The 15,572-nt window shown below is 49.7% G+C and carries 31 protein-coding genes; all 31 read right to left on the reverse strand.

The window, feature by feature from the left end; translation table 11 throughout:
- Positions 1-5 precede the first annotated feature (5 nt).
- The 31 genes from ACLRGG_RS20525 to rpsJ all read right to left on the reverse strand — a co-directional run bounded on the left by ACLRGG_RS20525 (position 6) and on the right by rpsJ (position 14,814).
- Positions 6-203 (reverse strand): alternative ribosome-rescue factor A, encoded by a 198-nt coding sequence (locus tag ACLRGG_RS20525; protein WP_416251487.1) that lies wholly within the window; start codon positions 201-203, stop codon positions 6-8.
- 53 nt (positions 204-256) lie between these two features.
- Positions 257-676, reverse strand: coding sequence for a Zn(2+)-responsive transcriptional regulator (gene zntR, locus ACLRGG_RS20530; protein ID WP_416251488.1), 420 nt, complete (start codon positions 674-676; stop codon positions 257-259).
- Complete coding sequence (locus tag ACLRGG_RS20535) at positions 669-1,046, reverse strand: DnaJ family domain-containing protein (RefSeq protein WP_416251489.1); 378 nt, start codon at positions 1,044-1,046, stop codon at positions 669-671. The genes zntR and ACLRGG_RS20535 overlap by 8 nt, the downstream gene beginning before the upstream one ends.
- A 114-nt stretch (positions 1,047-1,160) precedes the next feature.
- Positions 1,161-1,547, reverse strand: a complete 387-nt coding sequence (rplQ, locus tag ACLRGG_RS20540) for a 50S ribosomal protein L17 (protein ID WP_003850180.1) — start codon at positions 1,545-1,547, stop codon at positions 1,161-1,163.
- A gap of 40 nt (positions 1,548-1,587) precedes the next feature.
- Complete coding sequence (locus ACLRGG_RS20545) at positions 1,588-2,577, reverse strand: DNA-directed RNA polymerase subunit alpha (protein WP_067709958.1); 990 nt, start codon at positions 2,575-2,577, stop codon at positions 1,588-1,590.
- 25 nt (positions 2,578-2,602) lie between these two features.
- Complete coding sequence (gene rpsD / locus ACLRGG_RS20550; protein ID WP_004160561.1) at positions 2,603-3,223, reverse strand: 30S ribosomal protein S4; 621 nt, start codon at positions 3,221-3,223, stop codon at positions 2,603-2,605.
- Between the two features lie 32 nt (positions 3,224-3,255).
- A complete protein-coding gene (rpsK, locus tag ACLRGG_RS20555) occupies positions 3,256-3,645 on the reverse strand; it encodes a 30S ribosomal protein S11 (protein WP_034899652.1) in 390 nt (129 codons plus the stop codon).
- 16 nt (positions 3,646-3,661) lie between these two features.
- A complete protein-coding gene (rpsM, locus tag ACLRGG_RS20560; protein ID WP_067709956.1) occupies positions 3,662-4,018 on the reverse strand; it encodes a 30S ribosomal protein S13 in 357 nt (118 codons plus the stop codon).
- A 145-nt stretch (positions 4,019-4,163) separates the two neighbouring features.
- Positions 4,164-4,280 (reverse strand): 50S ribosomal protein L36, encoded by a 117-nt coding sequence (rpmJ, locus tag ACLRGG_RS20565; protein ID WP_020322760.1) that lies wholly within the window; start codon positions 4,278-4,280, stop codon positions 4,164-4,166.
- Positions 4,281-4,311: 31 nt separating this feature from the next.
- Complete coding sequence (secY, locus tag ACLRGG_RS20570; RefSeq protein WP_067709952.1) at positions 4,312-5,643, reverse strand: preprotein translocase subunit SecY; 1,332 nt, start codon at positions 5,641-5,643, stop codon at positions 4,312-4,314.
- Positions 5,644-5,650: 7 nt separating this feature from the next.
- Positions 5,651-6,085, reverse strand: a complete 435-nt coding sequence (gene rplO / locus ACLRGG_RS20575) for a 50S ribosomal protein L15 (RefSeq protein WP_067709950.1) — start codon at positions 6,083-6,085, stop codon at positions 5,651-5,653.
- Positions 6,086-6,088: 3 nt separating this feature from the next.
- On the reverse strand, positions 6,089-6,268 hold the full coding sequence (rpmD, locus tag ACLRGG_RS20580; protein WP_024966590.1) for a 50S ribosomal protein L30: 180 nt from the start codon (positions 6,266-6,268) through the stop codon (positions 6,089-6,091).
- A gap of 6 nt (positions 6,269-6,274) precedes the next feature.
- Positions 6,275-6,775, reverse strand: coding sequence for a 30S ribosomal protein S5 (rpsE, locus tag ACLRGG_RS20585; RefSeq protein ID WP_067709948.1), 501 nt, complete (start codon positions 6,773-6,775; stop codon positions 6,275-6,277).
- A 14-nt stretch (positions 6,776-6,789) separates the two neighbouring features.
- On the reverse strand, positions 6,790-7,143 hold the full coding sequence (gene rplR, locus ACLRGG_RS20590) for a 50S ribosomal protein L18 (RefSeq protein ID WP_024966588.1): 354 nt from the start codon (positions 7,141-7,143) through the stop codon (positions 6,790-6,792).
- Between the two features lie 9 nt (positions 7,144-7,152).
- Positions 7,153-7,686 (reverse strand): 50S ribosomal protein L6, encoded by a 534-nt coding sequence (rplF, locus tag ACLRGG_RS20595; RefSeq protein ID WP_416251490.1) that lies wholly within the window; start codon positions 7,684-7,686, stop codon positions 7,153-7,155.
- Between the two features lie 11 nt (positions 7,687-7,697).
- Complete coding sequence (gene rpsH / locus ACLRGG_RS20600) at positions 7,698-8,090, reverse strand: 30S ribosomal protein S8 (RefSeq protein WP_067709943.1); 393 nt, start codon at positions 8,088-8,090, stop codon at positions 7,698-7,700.
- A 33-nt stretch (positions 8,091-8,123) separates the two neighbouring features.
- Entirely contained in the window at positions 8,124-8,429 is a 306-nt protein-coding gene (gene rpsN, locus ACLRGG_RS20605; RefSeq protein WP_067709941.1) for a 30S ribosomal protein S14, read from the reverse strand.
- 14 nt (positions 8,430-8,443) lie between these two features.
- Entirely contained in the window at positions 8,444-8,983 is a 540-nt protein-coding gene (rplE, locus tag ACLRGG_RS20610) for a 50S ribosomal protein L5 (RefSeq protein WP_067709940.1), read from the reverse strand.
- 14 nt (positions 8,984-8,997) lie between these two features.
- Positions 8,998-9,312: a 50S ribosomal protein L24 gene (gene rplX / locus ACLRGG_RS20615; RefSeq protein ID WP_067709938.1), complete on the reverse strand. Its 315-nt coding sequence runs from the start codon at positions 9,310-9,312 to the stop codon at positions 8,998-9,000.
- A gap of 10 nt (positions 9,313-9,322) precedes the next feature.
- On the reverse strand, positions 9,323-9,694 hold the full coding sequence (gene rplN / locus ACLRGG_RS20620) for a 50S ribosomal protein L14 (RefSeq protein WP_004160583.1): 372 nt from the start codon (positions 9,692-9,694) through the stop codon (positions 9,323-9,325).
- A 166-nt stretch (positions 9,695-9,860) separates the two neighbouring features.
- Positions 9,861-10,115: a 30S ribosomal protein S17 gene (gene rpsQ, locus ACLRGG_RS20625; RefSeq protein WP_416251491.1), complete on the reverse strand. Its 255-nt coding sequence runs from the start codon at positions 10,113-10,115 to the stop codon at positions 9,861-9,863.
- Complete coding sequence (gene rpmC / locus ACLRGG_RS20630) at positions 10,115-10,306, reverse strand: 50S ribosomal protein L29 (RefSeq protein WP_024966580.1); 192 nt, start codon at positions 10,304-10,306, stop codon at positions 10,115-10,117. The genes rpsQ and rpmC overlap by 1 nt, the downstream gene beginning before the upstream one ends.
- Positions 10,306-10,716 (reverse strand): 50S ribosomal protein L16, encoded by a 411-nt coding sequence (gene rplP, locus ACLRGG_RS20635; protein WP_032116388.1) that lies wholly within the window; start codon positions 10,714-10,716, stop codon positions 10,306-10,308. Before rplP ends, rpmC begins: the two co-directional genes overlap by 1 nt.
- A 12-nt stretch (positions 10,717-10,728) precedes the next feature.
- Positions 10,729-11,427 (reverse strand): 30S ribosomal protein S3, encoded by a 699-nt coding sequence (gene rpsC, locus ACLRGG_RS20640; protein WP_002919766.1) that lies wholly within the window; start codon positions 11,425-11,427, stop codon positions 10,729-10,731.
- A gap of 17 nt (positions 11,428-11,444) precedes the next feature.
- The gene (gene rplV, locus ACLRGG_RS20645) at positions 11,445-11,777 is read right to left on the reverse strand and encodes a 50S ribosomal protein L22 (protein WP_067709934.1); all 333 of its coding nucleotides are present in this window, start codon (positions 11,775-11,777) and stop codon (positions 11,445-11,447) included.
- 14 nt (positions 11,778-11,791) lie between these two features.
- Entirely contained in the window at positions 11,792-12,070 is a 279-nt protein-coding gene (gene rpsS / locus ACLRGG_RS20650; protein ID WP_013204132.1) for a 30S ribosomal protein S19, read from the reverse strand.
- 16 nt (positions 12,071-12,086) lie between these two features.
- Positions 12,087-12,908 carry a 50S ribosomal protein L2 gene (rplB, locus tag ACLRGG_RS20655; RefSeq protein ID WP_345829230.1) on the reverse strand — a complete coding sequence of 274 codons (822 nt, stop codon included), beginning with the start codon at positions 12,906-12,908 and terminating at the stop codon, positions 12,087-12,089.
- Between the two features lie 17 nt (positions 12,909-12,925).
- Complete coding sequence (gene rplW, locus ACLRGG_RS20660) at positions 12,926-13,228, reverse strand: 50S ribosomal protein L23 (RefSeq protein ID WP_067709930.1); 303 nt, start codon at positions 13,226-13,228, stop codon at positions 12,926-12,928.
- A complete protein-coding gene (gene rplD, locus ACLRGG_RS20665) occupies positions 13,225-13,830 on the reverse strand; it encodes a 50S ribosomal protein L4 (RefSeq protein ID WP_056232449.1) in 606 nt (201 codons plus the stop codon). The genes rplW and rplD overlap by 4 nt, the downstream gene beginning before the upstream one ends.
- A gap of 10 nt (positions 13,831-13,840) precedes the next feature.
- A complete protein-coding gene (gene rplC, locus ACLRGG_RS20670) occupies positions 13,841-14,470 on the reverse strand; it encodes a 50S ribosomal protein L3 (RefSeq protein ID WP_416251492.1) in 630 nt (209 codons plus the stop codon).
- A 32-nt stretch (positions 14,471-14,502) separates the two neighbouring features.
- Positions 14,503-14,814, reverse strand: coding sequence for a 30S ribosomal protein S10 (gene rpsJ, locus ACLRGG_RS20675; protein ID WP_001181005.1), 312 nt, complete (start codon positions 14,812-14,814; stop codon positions 14,503-14,505).
- Positions 14,815-15,572 lie beyond the last annotated feature (758 nt).

Consider the following 15,572-nt stretch of genomic DNA (forward strand, 5'->3'; position numbering starts at 1 on the left):
GACGTTTAAGCCAGAAGGCCAGTGGTAAAGCTCTCTTTACCACTGGCCTCCCAGTTACCCTTTTTAGCGTGTTTGTCTTTACGCCGAAAGCTGCCCTTCCCCTTGTGGTTCACTTCGATCCTGACTTTAAACAAAGGATCGTGCAGTAATGCTTCAATCGCATTATCGCGGATCACACCTTTTTTGTGTTGATAACCTGACATCTTTTGCTCCTAAATGAGTAACGGCAAGAATATAGAACCCACCGAGAAAAAAATCAATCTGCTACGGAAATTTCACCTTTTTCCAGCGCTTCGAGGATCGAACAGTAAACACTGCTGTGTGAGCTACCACAGCATGCATCATTCAGTCTTTGCAGCGAACGCTGCATATTCTGCAGTTCAGCAATCATAGCTTCAACTTCCTTCAGCCGCTTCTTCACGATACCTTTAGACTCTTCGCAGGTATGATGCGCGGGATCCACGCGGATCGACAGTAATTCACGTATTGCCTCAAGGCTAAATCCCAGCTGCCTTCCATAACGAATGAATTTCAGTCGCTGCAAATCGTTGTCGCTGTAAAGACGAAATCCACCTTCAGTACGGATTTCATGATCCATCATTTGCTGCTTTTCGTAAAAGCGTATGGTATCTGGCGTTACATTGGCCAGTTTGGCCAGCTGACCAATTTTAAACATCCTCCTTTCCTTTAAAATGTCGGTGAACCCGATCGCCATAATCGCCGCGTAAAAAAGTGGTGCTCATTCCAGCCTGCCTAAGCTTCATTTCCAGTAGAACCAGCCGCTTCGCATGTTGATCATAGCTGTCATCATCGGGTGTAAGTCCTGCCAGTAGTTGATCCAGTTCGACCGCTTCGCGCCGTATTTCAAGTTCTGGTGGTAGATAACCGGAATTTTTCATCAGACGATATGCCGCACGCAGCCCAGGGGGAACATGACTGTCGTCATCCAGTACAAGCTTTTTACCGCTGCCCGAAAGATCATCCAGTTCACCATTCTTTTGCGCTTCGGCAATATGCTGCTCTACCAACCGATCAATCAGCCACATAATAAACCTGCAATATTTTTGGGGGAAGAAGATAAGAATAACGCGTGAAGAGAAGTAGGGGAATTTCAGATATAAAAAAACCGGGCAAGCCCGGTTTTTCCAACATACAGCAAATTACTCTGCTGCAGCTTCTGCTTGAGCTTCTGGACGATCAACCAGCTCGATGTAAGCCATCGGAGCGTTGTCACCAGCGCGGAAGCCACACTTCAGAATACGAGTGTAACCACCGGCACGGCTCGCGAAACGCGGGCCCAGCTCGTTAAACAGTTTTGCCACGATCTCGTTATCACGAGTGCGGGCGAATGCCAGACGACGATTAGCTACGCTGTCGGTCTTGGCAAGAGTAATCAGCGGCTCAACTACACGACGCAGCTCTTTCGCTTTTGGCAAGGTCGTCTTGATGATCTCATGACGAACCAAAGAGCCAGCCATGTTGCGGAACATAGCCTGACGATGGCTGCTGTTGCGGTTCAGTTGACGACCACTCTTACGATGGCGCATGACCTTATCCTTCTCAGTGAAACCTTAACCTGTGATCGGGTTATTCATCAGCAATGCTAGCGGGTGGCCAGTTTTCCAGGCGCATGCCCAGAGACAAACCACGAGAAGCCAGCACATCTTTAATCTCGGTAAGAGATTTTTTACCAAGGTTAGGCGTTTTAAGCAGCTCAACCTCAGTACGCTGTACCAGATCACCGATGTAGTGGATAGCTTCTGCCTTAAGGCAGTTAGCAGAGCGGACAGTCAATTCCAGATCGTCAACAGGGCGCAGCAGGATCGGATCGAATTCTGGTTTCTCTTCTTTCACTTCCGGCTGACGTACATCACGTAAGTCAACGAAAGCTTCCAGTTGTTCTGCCAGGATGGTTGCCGCACGGCGGATCGCTTCTTCAGGATCAATAGTGCCGTTGGTTTCCATTTCGATGACCAGCTTGTCCAGGTCGGTACGCTGTTCTACACGCGCTGCTTCAACATTGTAGGCGATACGCTCTACAGGGCTGTAACAGGCATCGACTAACAGACGACCGATCGGGCGCTCATCTTCTTCCGAATGAATTCGGGCAGAAGCCGGCACATAACCACGACCACGCTGAACTTTGATACGCATGCTGATAGCAGCGTTTTCATCAGTCAGATGGCAGATCACGTGCTGCGGCTTGACGATTTCGACATCACCATCATGGGTGATATCGGCTGCAGTCACAGGGCCAATGCCAGACTTATTCAGAGTAAGAACAACTTCATCTTTCCCCTGAACTCTTACCGCCAGCCCTTTCAGGTTGAGCAGGATTTCCAGGATATCTTCCTGTACGCCCTCTTTGGTGCTGTACTCATGTAGTACACCATCAATTTCAACCTCGGTCACCGCGCAACCCGGCATTGATGAAAGCAGAATACGGCGCAGTGCGTTACCAAGAGTATGGCCAAAGCCACGCTCTAAAGGCTCAAGGGTCACCTTGGCGTGCGTCGAACTCACTTGCTCGATATCTACCAGGCGCGGTTTTAGAAACTCTGTCACAGAACCCTGCATTGTGTCCTCTCTTTGGTACTAAGCTTTACTTGGAGTAAAGCTCGACGATCAGGTGTTCGTTAATGTCCGCAGACAGATCGGTACGTTCAGGAATACGCTTGAACACACCTTCCATCTTAGTTGCATCAACTTCCAGCCAGGTTGGCTTTTCACGCTGTTCAGCCAGCTCCAGAGCGGCTTTCACGCGAGACTGCTTTTTGGCTTTCTCGCGGATGCTAACAACGTCATTCGGAGTTACCTGATAAGAAGCGATGCTAACAACGCGGCCATTTACCATGATAGATTTGTGGCTAACCAGCTGACGTGCTTCTGCACGAGTGGCGCCAAAGCCCATACGATAAACAACGTTGTCCAGACGACCTTCCAGCAGAGCTAACAGGTTTTCACCCGTGTTGCCTTTCAGACGTGCAGCTTCTTTATAATAGTTACGGAACTGACGCTCCAGCACGCCGTAGATACGACGAACTTTCTGCTTTTCACGTAACTGTACGCCATAATCAGACAGACGCGGTTTGCGCGCACCGTGCTGACCAGGAGCTTGTTCAATCTTACACTTGGTATCAATCGCGCGAACACCAGACTTCAAAAAGAGGTCTGTACCTTCGCGACGGCTCAGCTTGAGCTTAGGACCCAAATATCTTGCCATTTTCTTTCTCCAACATTCCTAAAAAACGGGCGTTATACGCGACGTTTTTTCGGCGGACGACAACCGTTGTGAGGGATCGGAGTCACATCAGTAATATTCGTGATGCGGAAACCAGCAGCGTTCAGAGCACGAATCGTAGACTCGCGGCCTGGACCTGGACCCTTAACCATAACTTCCAGGTTCTTAATACCGTACTCTTTCACGGCGTCTGCGCAGCGTTCTGCAGCAACCTGTGCAGCGAACGGCGTAGATTTACGAGAACCACGGAAACCGGAACCACCGGCTGTTGCCCAACCCAACGCATTACCCTGACGATCGGTAATAGTCACGATGGTGTTGTTAAAAGACGCATGGACATGAGCCACGCCATCAGAGACTTGCTTTCTTACACGCTTACGTGCACGAACTGGTGCCTTTGCCATTATTCAATCACCCCGATTATTTCTTGATCGGTTTACGCGGACCCTTGCGGGTACGTGCGTTGGTCTTGGTACGCTGACCGCGCACTGGAAGACCACGACGATGACGTAAACCACGATAGCAACCAAGGTCCATAAGACGCTTGATGCTCAGGGTGACTTCACGACGCAGATCGCCTTCAACAACAAATTTTGATACTGCATCACGCAGAATATCGATTTGCTCTTCAGACAGCTCACTGATCTTAACATTTTCTGCAATACCCGTTGACGCACAGATAGCCTGTGAGCGGGTTTTGCCGATACCGAAAATTGCAGTTAACGCGATAACGGTATGTTTATGATCAGGAATGTTAATGCCTGCTATACGGGCCACTATGCACTCCTACTATTCAAATATGCGTCCCATGCCGAAAAGCCCGTTTTCAGGATACTCAAATGGGAAACGCATAGACATACAAAAGATTGGCTGGCTAATCTAGCCAGCTCAACCCGACTTTGCAAGAAAAATATGCGAATAATCAGCCTTGACGCTGTTTATGCTTAGGCTCGGCGCTGCAAATCACACGTACGACACCATCACGACGGACGATTTTGCAGTTACGACATAATTTCTTGACGGAAGCACGAACTTTCATTTTTACTCTCCGTAACTTCTCAAGCGCCTGATTAACGGCCGTAGCCTTTCAGGTTTGCTTTCTTCAATGCAGACTCATATTGACTGGACATCATCAGAGTTTGCACTTGAGCCATAAAGTCCATAATGACAACGACTACAATCAGCAGCGATGTACCGCCGAAGTAGAATGGAACTTTCATCGCATCACGCATGAACTCCGGGATTAGGCAGATAAAGGTAATGTAGAGCGCACCAACCAAAGTCAGGCGGGTCATTACTTTATCAATATACTTCGCCGTTTGTTCTCCCGGACGAATTCCTGGAACAAATGCACCAGACTTCTTCAGGTTATCTGCTGTTTCACGTGGGTTGAAAACCAACGCGGTATAAAAGAAACAGAAGAAGATGATTGCAGTCGCATAGAGTAACACATAAAGCGGTTGTCCGGGCTGCAAATACATTGAAATAGTTGTCAGCCAGTTCCAACCGGTACCGCCACCGAACCATGAAGCAATCGTGGCCGGGAACAGAATGATACTGGAAGCAAAGATTGCTGGGATAACCCCTGCCATATTCACTTTCAGTGGTAAATGTGTGCTCTGTGCAGCATAGACTCGACGGCCTTGCTGACGTTTCGCATAGTTCACCACAATGCGGCGTTGACCACGCTCAACGAAAACAACGAAGAAGGTCACTGCAAATACGAGAACTGCAACCAACAGCAACAGGAGGAAGTGCAGGTCGCCTTGCCGTGCTTGCTCGATGGTATGGCCAATGGCCGGCGGCAATCCCGCAACAATACCCGCGAAAATAATGATTGAGATACCGTTGCCGATACCTCGTTCAGTTATCTGTTCACCCAGCCACATAAGGAACATTGTTCCGGTGACCAGGCTAACAACAGCAGTGAAGTAGAAAGCAAAGCCTGGGTTTAATACCAGGCCCTGCATTCCGGGCATATTCGGTAAACCGGTAGCAATACCGACAGACTGAAAGATACCTAATACCAGAGTACCGTAACGGGTGTACTGGCTAATCTTACGACGGCCAGCCTCCCCTTCTTTCTTTATTTCTGCCAGCGCTGGATGAACCACCGTCAGCAGCTGGATAATAATAGAGGCCGAAATATACGGCATAATACCCAGGGCAAAGATAGAAGCACGGCTCAGTGCACCACCAGAGAACATGTTAAACATTTCAATGATGGTGCCACGCTGTTGCTCAAGCAGTTTGGCAAGTACAGTGGCATCGATACCAGGGATTGGAATAAAAGAACCAATGCGGAATACAATCAGTGCACCAATCACAAACAGAAGTCTGCGTTTCAGTTCACCAAAACCACCTTTGGCACTTTGGAAATCTAATCCTGGTTGCTTAGCCATCTGCTACTTATTCCTCAATTGTACCGCCAGCAGCTTCGATTGCAGCACGTGCGCCTTTAGTAACACGCAGGCCACGAACCGTAACCGGTGCAGCGACTTCGCCAGACAGGATAATCTTAGCGAACTCAATCTGAATACCGACAATGTTGGCAGCTTTCAGCGTGTTCAGGTCGACAATGCCGCCTTCAACTCGCGCCAGGTCAGACAGACGAACTTCTGCCGTAACCATAGCTTTACGCGAGGTGAAGCCGAACTTAGGCAGACGACGGTACAGAGGCATCTGGCCACCTTCAAAACCGCGACGTACGCCACCGCCAGAACGTGAGTTCTGACCTTTGTGACCACGACCAGCGGTCTTGCCGAGGCCAGAACCGATACCACGACCTACACGCTTCGCAGCGTGTTTAGACCCTTCGGCCGGAGACAGAGTATTTAAACGCATCTGTTACTCCTCCACTTTAACCATGTAGGAAATCGCGTTAACCATACCGCGTACTGCTGGCGTGTCTTCACGCTCTACGGTGTGGTTAATACGACGCAGACCCAGGCCAAGCAGCGTTGCCTTATGTTTTGGCAGACGACCGATTGCACTACGGGTTTGAGTAATTTTAATAGTCTTAGCCATGGTCAATTATCCCAGAATGTCTTCAACGGATTTACCACGCTTGGCAGCGACCATTTCTGGAGAACTCATATTGCCCAGACCATCCAGCGTTGCACGAACCACGTTAATCGGGTTAGTGGAACCATAGGCTTTAGCCAGAACGTTATGAACCCCAGCGACTTCCAGAACGGCGCGCATTGCACCACCGGCAATGATACCGGTACCTTCAGAAGCCGGCTGCATGAACACGCGAGAACCCGTGTGCACGCCCTTAACAGGGTGCTGCAGGGTGCCGTTGTTCAGCGCGACGTTAATCATATTGCGACGAGCTTTTTCCATCGCTTTCTGGATCGCTGCTGGAACTTCACGCGCTTTACCGTAACCAAAACCGATGCGACCGTTACCGTCACCCACCACTGTCAGAGCAGTGAAGGAGAAAATACGACCACCTTTTACGGTTTTAGATACGCGATTTACCGCGATCAGCTTTTCCTGCAGTTCGCCAGCTTGTTTTTCGATGTGTGCCATCTTACACCTCTACCTTAGAACTGTAGGCCAGCTTCACGGGCAGCATCTGCCAGTGCCTGGACACGACCATGATATTGGAAACCAGAGCGGTCGAAAGAAACACCAGTGATGCCTTTTTCGATTGCGCGCTCAGCAACTGCTTTACCAACAGCTGCAGCGGCGTCTTTGTTTCCTGTGTACTTCAGTTGCTCACTGATTGCTTTTTCTACTGTAGAAGCAGCGACCAGGACTTCAGAGCCATTTGATGCAATTACCTGTGCGTAAATATGACGCGGGGTACGATGTACCACCAGGCGAGTTGCACCCAGCTCTTTGAGCTTGCGGCGTGCGCGGGTCGCACGACGGATACGAGCAGATTTCTTATCCATAGTGTTACCTTACTTCTTCTTAGCCTCTTTGGTACGCACGACTTCGTCGGCGTAACGAACACCCTTGCCTTTATAAGGCTCAGGACGACGGTAGGCGCGTATATCAGCTGCAACTTGTCCAATCAGCTGCTTATCAGCGCCCTTAAGCACGATTTCAGTCTGAGAAGGACATTCAGCAGTGATTCCCGCTGGCAGCTCGTGGTCAACTGGGTGAGAGAAGCCAAGCGCTAAACTCACGGAGTTGCCTTTAACGGCCGCACGATAACCTACACCAACCAGCTGCAACTTCTTAGAGAAGCCTTCGGTAACACCGATAACCATACCATTCAGCAGTGCACGAGAAGTACCAGCCTGCGCCCAAGCATCCGCAAAACCTTCGCGTGGTGCGAAAGTCAGGGTGTTGTCAGCATGCTTAACTTCTACAGCTTTGTTGATAGTACGAGTCAGCTCGCCGTTTTTACCTTTAATCGAAATAACCTGACCGTCGAGTTTTATCTCTACGCCGGCAGGAATGACGACAGGTGCTTTAGCAACACGAGACATTCTTTCCTCCGTTAAGCTACGTAGCAGATAATTTCGCCACCAAGACCAGCCTGGCGCGCTGCACGATCGGTCATGACACCTTTAGAGGTAGAAATAACAGCGATACCCAGTCCTGCCATAACTTTTGGCAGTTCGTCTTTGCGTTTGTAGATGCGCAGACCTGGACGACTAACACGCTGAATGCTTTCTACCACAGCCTTGCCCTGGAAATACTTAAGAGTCAGTTCCAGTTCTGGCTTGGTATCGCCTTCGATTTTAAATTCTTCAATATATCCTTCTTCCTTCAGCACGTTGGCGATTGCCACTTTCAGCTTGGAGGAAGGCATGGTGACCGCTACTTTATTCGCGGATTGACCGTTACGGATACGGGTCAGCATATCCGCGATCGGATCTTGCATGCTCATCTGTCTTTACTCCCGTGATTCAATTGGTGACAATTACCAGCTAGCCTTTTTAAGGCCCGGGATCTCACCGCGCATTGCGGCTTCACGGACCTTGATACGGCTCAACCCGAACTTCCGCAGGAAAGCATGCGGACGACCAGTTTGGCGGCAGCGGTTACGCTGACGGGACGGGCTGGAATCACGCGGCAGAGTCTGCAGCTTAAGAACAGCATTCCAACGTTCTTCGTCGGATGAGTTCACACTAGAGATGATAGCTTTCAATTCCTCGCGTTTTGCGCGGTATTTATCAGCCAGTTTTACGCGAACGACTTCGCGTGCCTTCATCGATTGCTTAGCCATGAAGTAACCCTACCTTACTTGCGGAACGGGAAGTCAAAGGCAGCCAGCAGAGCACGGCCTTCATCGTCAGATTTCGCAGTAGTGGTAATGGTAATATCCAAACCACGAACGCGATCGACCTTGTCATAGTCGATTTCTGGGAAGATGATCTGCTCACGAACGCCCATGCTGTAGTTACCACGGCCGTCGAATGACTTAGCGGACAGGCCACGGAAGTCACGGATACGTGGAACAGCAATAGAAATCAGACGCTCAAAGAACTCCCACATGCGCTCGCCACGCAGAGTCACTTTACAGCCGATCGGATAGCCCTGACGGATTTTGAAGCCTGCAACTGATTTGCGTGCTTTGGTGATAAACGGCTTTTGACCGGAGATTGCTGCTAAGTCAGCTGCTGCGTTATCCAGCAGTTTCTTATCAGCGATCGCTTCACCCACACCCATATTCAGGGTGATCTTCTCGACCCGAGGGACTTGCATGACAGAATTGTAGCTAAACTCAGTCATGAGTTTGTTAACTACTTCGTCTTTGTAGTAATCATGCAGTTTCGCCATCGTACTACTCCAAATTACTTGATAGTTTCGCTATTAGACTTGAAGAAACGGACTTTTTTGCCGTCTTCGAATCTAAAGCCTACACGGTCAGCCTTACCGGTGGCAGTGTTGTAAAGCGCAACGTTAGAAACCTGCACAGCAGCTTCCTTTTCAACGATGCCGCCTGGTTGGTTCAGAGCCGGAACCGGCTTCTGATGTTTCTTCACCAGGTTGATACCTTCAACAATGACCTTGCCAGAAGACAGGACACTTTTAACTTTACCGCGCTTACCTTTATCTTTGCCGGTCAGCACGATAACTTCGTCATCGCGACGGATTTTAGCTGCCATTTTTCGCTCCTTAGAGTACTTCTGGTGCCAGAGAGATAATTTTCATGAACTTTTCAGTACGAAGTTCACGAGTTACCGGCCCAAAAATACGCGTACCGATTGGCTGCTCACTGTTATTATTTAAAATAACGCATGCATTACCATCGAAGCGAATGACAGAACCGTCCGGGCGACGAACACCCTTCCTGGTGCGCACCACTACCGCTTTCAGCACATCACCTTTCTTAACCTTACCGCGAGGAATTGCTTCCTTGATGGTAATTTTGATGATATCGCCTACGCCTGCGTAGCGACGGTGCGAGCCACCCAGAACCTTGATACACATTACGCGACGTGCACCGGAGTTGTCGGCGACGTTCAGCATAGTCTGTTCTTGGATCATTTTAGTGCTCCGCTAATGTCAACTACTACTTCGGGACCTGATTCAGGTCGATTAAAAGCCCCATAATTGAGGGCGCAGCATTATAACACCGCTTCTCGCATAAGGGTAGAAAAAATAAACGGCTCTATCGAGCCGTTTATCTTATTTTTTAAGAGGGCTAATTCTATTACAGAATCGCTTTCTCTACAACGCGAACCAGCGTCCAGGACTTGGTCTTGGACAGCGGACGGCATTCGCGGATTTCAACCACGTCGCCAGTACCGCATTCGTTGTTCTCGTCGTGTACGTGCAGTTTAGTCGTACGCTTGATGAACTTACCGTAAATAGGGTGTTTCACGAAACGTTCGATAGCAACAACGATGGATTTCTCCATTTTGTGGCTAGTCACACGACCTTGCAGAGTACGGATTTTATCGGTCATTACGCACCCGCCTTCTCAGTCAGTAAAGTCTTAACGCGCGCGACATCACGGCGCACATTCTTCAACAGATGAGTCTGTTGAAGCTGGCCTGATGCCGCCTGCATGCGCAGATTAAACTGCTCACGCAGGAGGTTAAGCAGCTCAGTGTTAAGCTCTTCAACGCTTTTTTCACGCAGCTCTGTTGCTTTCATTACATCACCGTCTTAGTTACAAAGGTGGTTTTGATAGGCAGTTTTGCTGCTGCCAGCTTGAATGCTTCACGGGCCAGCTCTTCCGGCACGCCGTCCATTTCATACAGGACTTTACCAGGCTGGATTAAGGCAACCCAATACTCAACGTTACCTTTACCTTTACCCATACGCACTTCAAGTGGCTTCTCGGTAATTGGTTTATCCGGGAATACGCGGATCCAAATTTTACCTTGACGCTTAACTGCACGGGTCATAGCACGACGTGCTGCTTCGATCTGACGAGCGGTCAGACGACCACGGCCAACAGCTTTCAGACCGAAAGTACCGAAGCTAACATCCGTGCCAGCAGCCAGACCACGGTTGCGGCCTTTGTGCATTTTACGGAATTTTGTACGCTTTGGTTGTAACATCAGCGACTCTCCTTACTTACGGCCTTTACGCTGCTGCTTTTTAGGTTGAGCAGCCGGTTCCGGTTGTTCAACAGCAGCCATACCACCCAGGATCTCGCCTTTGAAGATCCATACCTTAACGCCGATTACACCATAAGTGGTGTGCGCTTCAGAGGTGTTGTAGTCAATGTCAGCACGCAGGGTGTGCAACGGCACGCGGCCTTCACGGTACCATTCGGTACGCGCGATTTCAGCACCGCCCAGACGGCCACTAACTTCAACTTTGATCCCTTTAGCGCCCAGACGCATTGCGTTCTGTACAGCACGCTTCATAGCACGACGGAACATCACACGACGCTCCAGCTGTGAAGTGATGCTGTCAGCAACCAATTTAGCGTCCAGTTCCGGTTTACGGACTTCGGCGATATTGATCTGTGCAGGTACGCCAGCGATATCCGCTACGACCTTACGCAGTTTTTCTACGTCTTCGCCTTTCTTACCGATAACGATGCCAGGGCGAGCGGTGTGAATGGTCACACGGATGCTCTTAGCCGGGCGCTCGATAACGATACGAGATACGGACGCTTTTGCCAGTTCTTTAGTCAAAAACTGACGTACTTTAAAGTCGCTGTCCAGGTTGTCAGCGAATTCTTTGGTATTTGCGAACCAGGTAGAGTTCCAGGGTTTAACAATACCCAGGCGAATACCATTAGGATGTACTTTCTGACCCATTGCTAGTCTCCAGAGTCTCAGCGATCGGACACAACCACAGTAATGTGGCTGGTGCGCTTCAGGATGCGATCTGCACGACCTTTTGCACGCGGCATAATGCGCTTCATGCTAGGGCCTTCATCAACGAAGATTTTCGTGATTTTCAGATCATCAATGTCAGCGCCATCGTTGTGTTCGGCGTTAGCAATGGCAGATTCCAGAACTTTTTTAACCAGTACAGCCGCTTTCTTATTGGTGTAGGTCAAAATGTCCAGAGCCTGCGACACTTTCTTACCGCGTACAAGATCTGCTACCAGGCGAACCTTCTGAGCAGAAGAACGAGCGTGGCGATGTTTAGCGATAGTTTCCATCTCTTCCTCCTGCCTTAGCGTTTCTTGGCTTTCTTATCAGCCGTGTGGCCGCGATAAGTACGGGTCGGTGCAAATTCACCCAGTTTGTGACCGACCATTTCATCGGAAACAAAAACAGGAACGTGCTGACGACCATTATGGACAGCGATGGTCAAACCGATCATGTTAGGGAAGATCGTTGAACGACGGGACCAGGTGCGCAAAGGCTTCTTGTCTCCGCTTTCCACCGCTTTCTCTACCTTCTTCAGCAAGTGCAGGTCAATAAAAGGACCTTTCTTGAGAGAACGTGGCATGGCTTATCCTCTAAAATTATTTGCTACGGCGACGTACGATAAATTTATCAGTACGCTTGTTGCTACGGGTCTTCTTACCTTTGGTCTGAACGCCCCACGGTGAAACCGGGTGCTTACCAAAGTTACGACCTTCACCACCACCGTGCGGGTGATCGACTGGGTTCATCGCAGTACCGCGAACGGTAGGACGAACACCGCGCCAACGAGCTGCACCGGCTTTACCCAGAACGCGAAGCATGTGCTCAGCGTTACCGACTTCGCCCAGGGTCGCACGGCAGTCAATTTCGACTTTACGCATTTCACCAGAACGCAGACGCAGGGTAACGTAGGAACCTTCACGCGCAACGATCTGCACGTAAGCACCAGCAGAGCGAGCAATCTGACCGCCTTTGCCTGGTTTCATTTCTACGTTGTGTACGGTAGAACCCACTGGGATGTTACGCATCGGCAGGGTGTTACCTGCTTTAATCGCCGCATCAACGCCAGACTGAATCTGGTCGCCAGCTTTAAGGCCTTTAGGGGCCAGGATGTAACGGCGCTCGCCGTCTTTGTACAGAACCAGCGCGATGTTCGCGGAGCGGTTCGGATCGTACTCAAGACGTTCAACGGTTGCCGGGATACCATCTTTGTTGCGTTTGAAGTCAACAATACGGTAAGCCTGCTTGTGACCACCACCGATATGACGGGTAGTGATACGACCATTGTTGTTACGGCCACCGGATTTGCTGTTTTTTTCTACCAGCGGGGCGAATGGTTTGCCCTTGTGCAGCTCAGGGTTCACCACTTTAACTACGTGGCGACGACCCGGAGATGTCGGTTTACATTTAACAACTGCCATTGTTCTTCTCCTCCGACTTACTCAGCGCCGCCGACGAAGTCCAGATTCTGGCCTTCCTTCAGGGTGACGTAAGCTTTTTTCCAGTCGTTACGACGACCAGTACGCTGTCCGTGGCGTTTAACTTTCCCTTTAACAACCAGGGTGTTAACAACCTCTACTTCCACTTCGAAAAGTTTCTGCACAGCGGCTTTGATTTCTGCTTTGGTCGCATCTTTAGCAACTTTGAGAACGATGGTGTTGGTTTTTTCCATCGCAGCAGACGCTTTTTCAGATACGTGCGGCGCGCGCACGACTTTCAGCAGACGTTCTTCACGGATCATGCCAGCATCTCCTCAACTTGCTTAACTGCGTCAGCAGTCATAACGACTTTGTCGAAGGCGATCAGGCTGACTGGATCGATACCTGCTGCATCACGAACGTCAACCTTGTACAGGTTACGGGCGGCCAGGAACAGGTTCTCTTCCAGTTCACCAGTGATGATCAGCACGTCTTCCAGCGCCATATCTTTCAGTTTCTCTACCAGCAGCTTAGTTTTAGGCGCTTCGAGAGAGAACTGCTCAACAACGATCAGACGTTCTTGACGTACCAGTTCGGACAGGATGCTTTTCAGCGCGCCGCGGTACATCTTTTTGTTTACTTTTTGACTGTGGTCCTGCGGCTTCGCAGCAAAGGTCACACCACCTGAACGCCAGATTGGGCTCTTTACAGAACCTGCACGCGCACGGCCGGTACCTTTCTGGCGCCACGGTTTTTTACCGGAACCAGTAACTTCAGCACGGGTCTTCTGAGCACGAGTACCTTGACGGGCACCTGCTGCATAAGCAACAACAACCTGGTGTACCAGCGCTTCGTTGAAATCACGACCGAAGGTAGTTTCGGAAACAGTCAGCGCGCTTTGCGCGTCTTTCAATACTAATTCCATTGCTATCCCCTTACGCCTTAACAGCTGGTTTAACGATCAGGTCGCAACCGGTAGCACCGGGTACTGCACCTTTAACCAGCAGCAGGTTGCGCTCAGCGTCAACGCGTACCACGTCCAGGCTCTGAACGGTTACGCGCTCGTTACCTAACTGGCCTGCCATTTTCTTGCCTTTGAACACTTTGCCCGGAGTCTGGTTCTGACCGATAGAACCCGGTACGCGGTGAGACAAGGAGTTACCGTGGGTAGCATCCTGAGTACGGAAGTTCCAGCGCTTAACAGTACCGGCAAAACCTTTACCTTTAGATGTGCCCGTAACGTCAACTTTTTTCACGTCAGCGAAAATATCAACGTTAATGCTCTGACCTACGGTGAACTCTGAACCTTCAGCGGTACGGAATTCCCACAGACCACGACCAGCTTCTACGCCAGCCTTAGCAAAGTGGCCTGCTTCAGGTTTAGTTACGCGGTTAGCTTTTTTAGCACCGGCAGTTACCTGGATAGCAGTGTAGCCGTCGTTTTCCAGGCTCTTAACCTGAGTCACGCGGTTTGCTTCAATTTCAATCACGGTTACTGGGATAGATACGCCATCTTCAGTGAAGATACGGGTCATGCCCACTTTTTTACCGACTAAACCAATCATTGTTTCAACCTCTCAATCGCTCAATGACCTGATTAACCCAGGCTGATCTGCACGTCAACACCTGCAGCCAGATCCAGACGCATCAGAGCATCAACCGTTTTTTCAGTTGGCTCAACGATGTCAACCAGACGCTTGTGAGTGCGAATTTCATACTGATCGCGCGCATCTTTATTGACGTGCGGAGAGATCAGAACGGTAAAGCGCTCTTTGCGGGTCGGCAGCGGGATGGGACCACGTACCTGCGCACCAGTGCGCTTGGCAGTCTCAACAATTTCCGCAGTTGATTGATCGATCAGACGATGATCAAACGCTTTAAGACGGATACGGATTCTTTGGTTCTGCATGAGACCAGAGCTCCAATTATTTATAAACGAAAAAAATTACTACCCACACCCATTACGATTGATGGGGGAGTGTAATCGTCTGCACATAACTCCCCAATTGGGAGTATTGTCAGGGTCGCTATTCGCTCTCCTGCGGTTCAGGTTGAACCGGGCCGTCATAACGACAGGCCGACGTATTATACGTAACCACGCGGCCAAAGCAAATTTTTTCAGTGAGTTCTGTATTACTCAAGTTCATCATCCGCTTGTGGTCCTTTCTGCACACAGCGACTATCAACCTTTTTTAATTTCATATATCAGGACCGCATAAAAAACTTTTCAGAATTATAAAAAAATAATAATTAAATCGATAAGTTACGATTATCTCAACCATTTCTGTTGCGCATAATGCACTCAGATTGAGTCATACATCTTTTTAGCCAACATGGATTATAAATAACGCAGAGTTACGTTTATTTATAACTTTGGTTCTTTTACGGTTACATACACATAAGGAGATATTATGAAAGTTATTGAAAATAAAGACCTTATCCGTATTTCCGGTGGTTGGGGCTATGCACCTGGTACTGGATGGAATGGAGGTTGGGGTCAGTCCGATAGCTTCAATGGCTGGGGTAGTGGCTGGGGCTGTCTCTTATACACATCTCCGAGCCCACGAGACTGGTTCTCATATCTAGGGTGGCGTTTTTTTTTTTGGAAAGGGGGGGGGGGGGGGGGGGGGGGGGGGGGGGGGGGGGGGGGGGGGGGGGGGGGGGGGG

It is taken from the genome of Erwinia sp. PPS120 (genome assembly GCF_047918655.1).
In the GTDB taxonomy this organism is placed as follows: Bacteria; Pseudomonadota; Gammaproteobacteria; order Enterobacterales; family Enterobacteriaceae; genus Erwinia; species Erwinia tasmaniensis_A.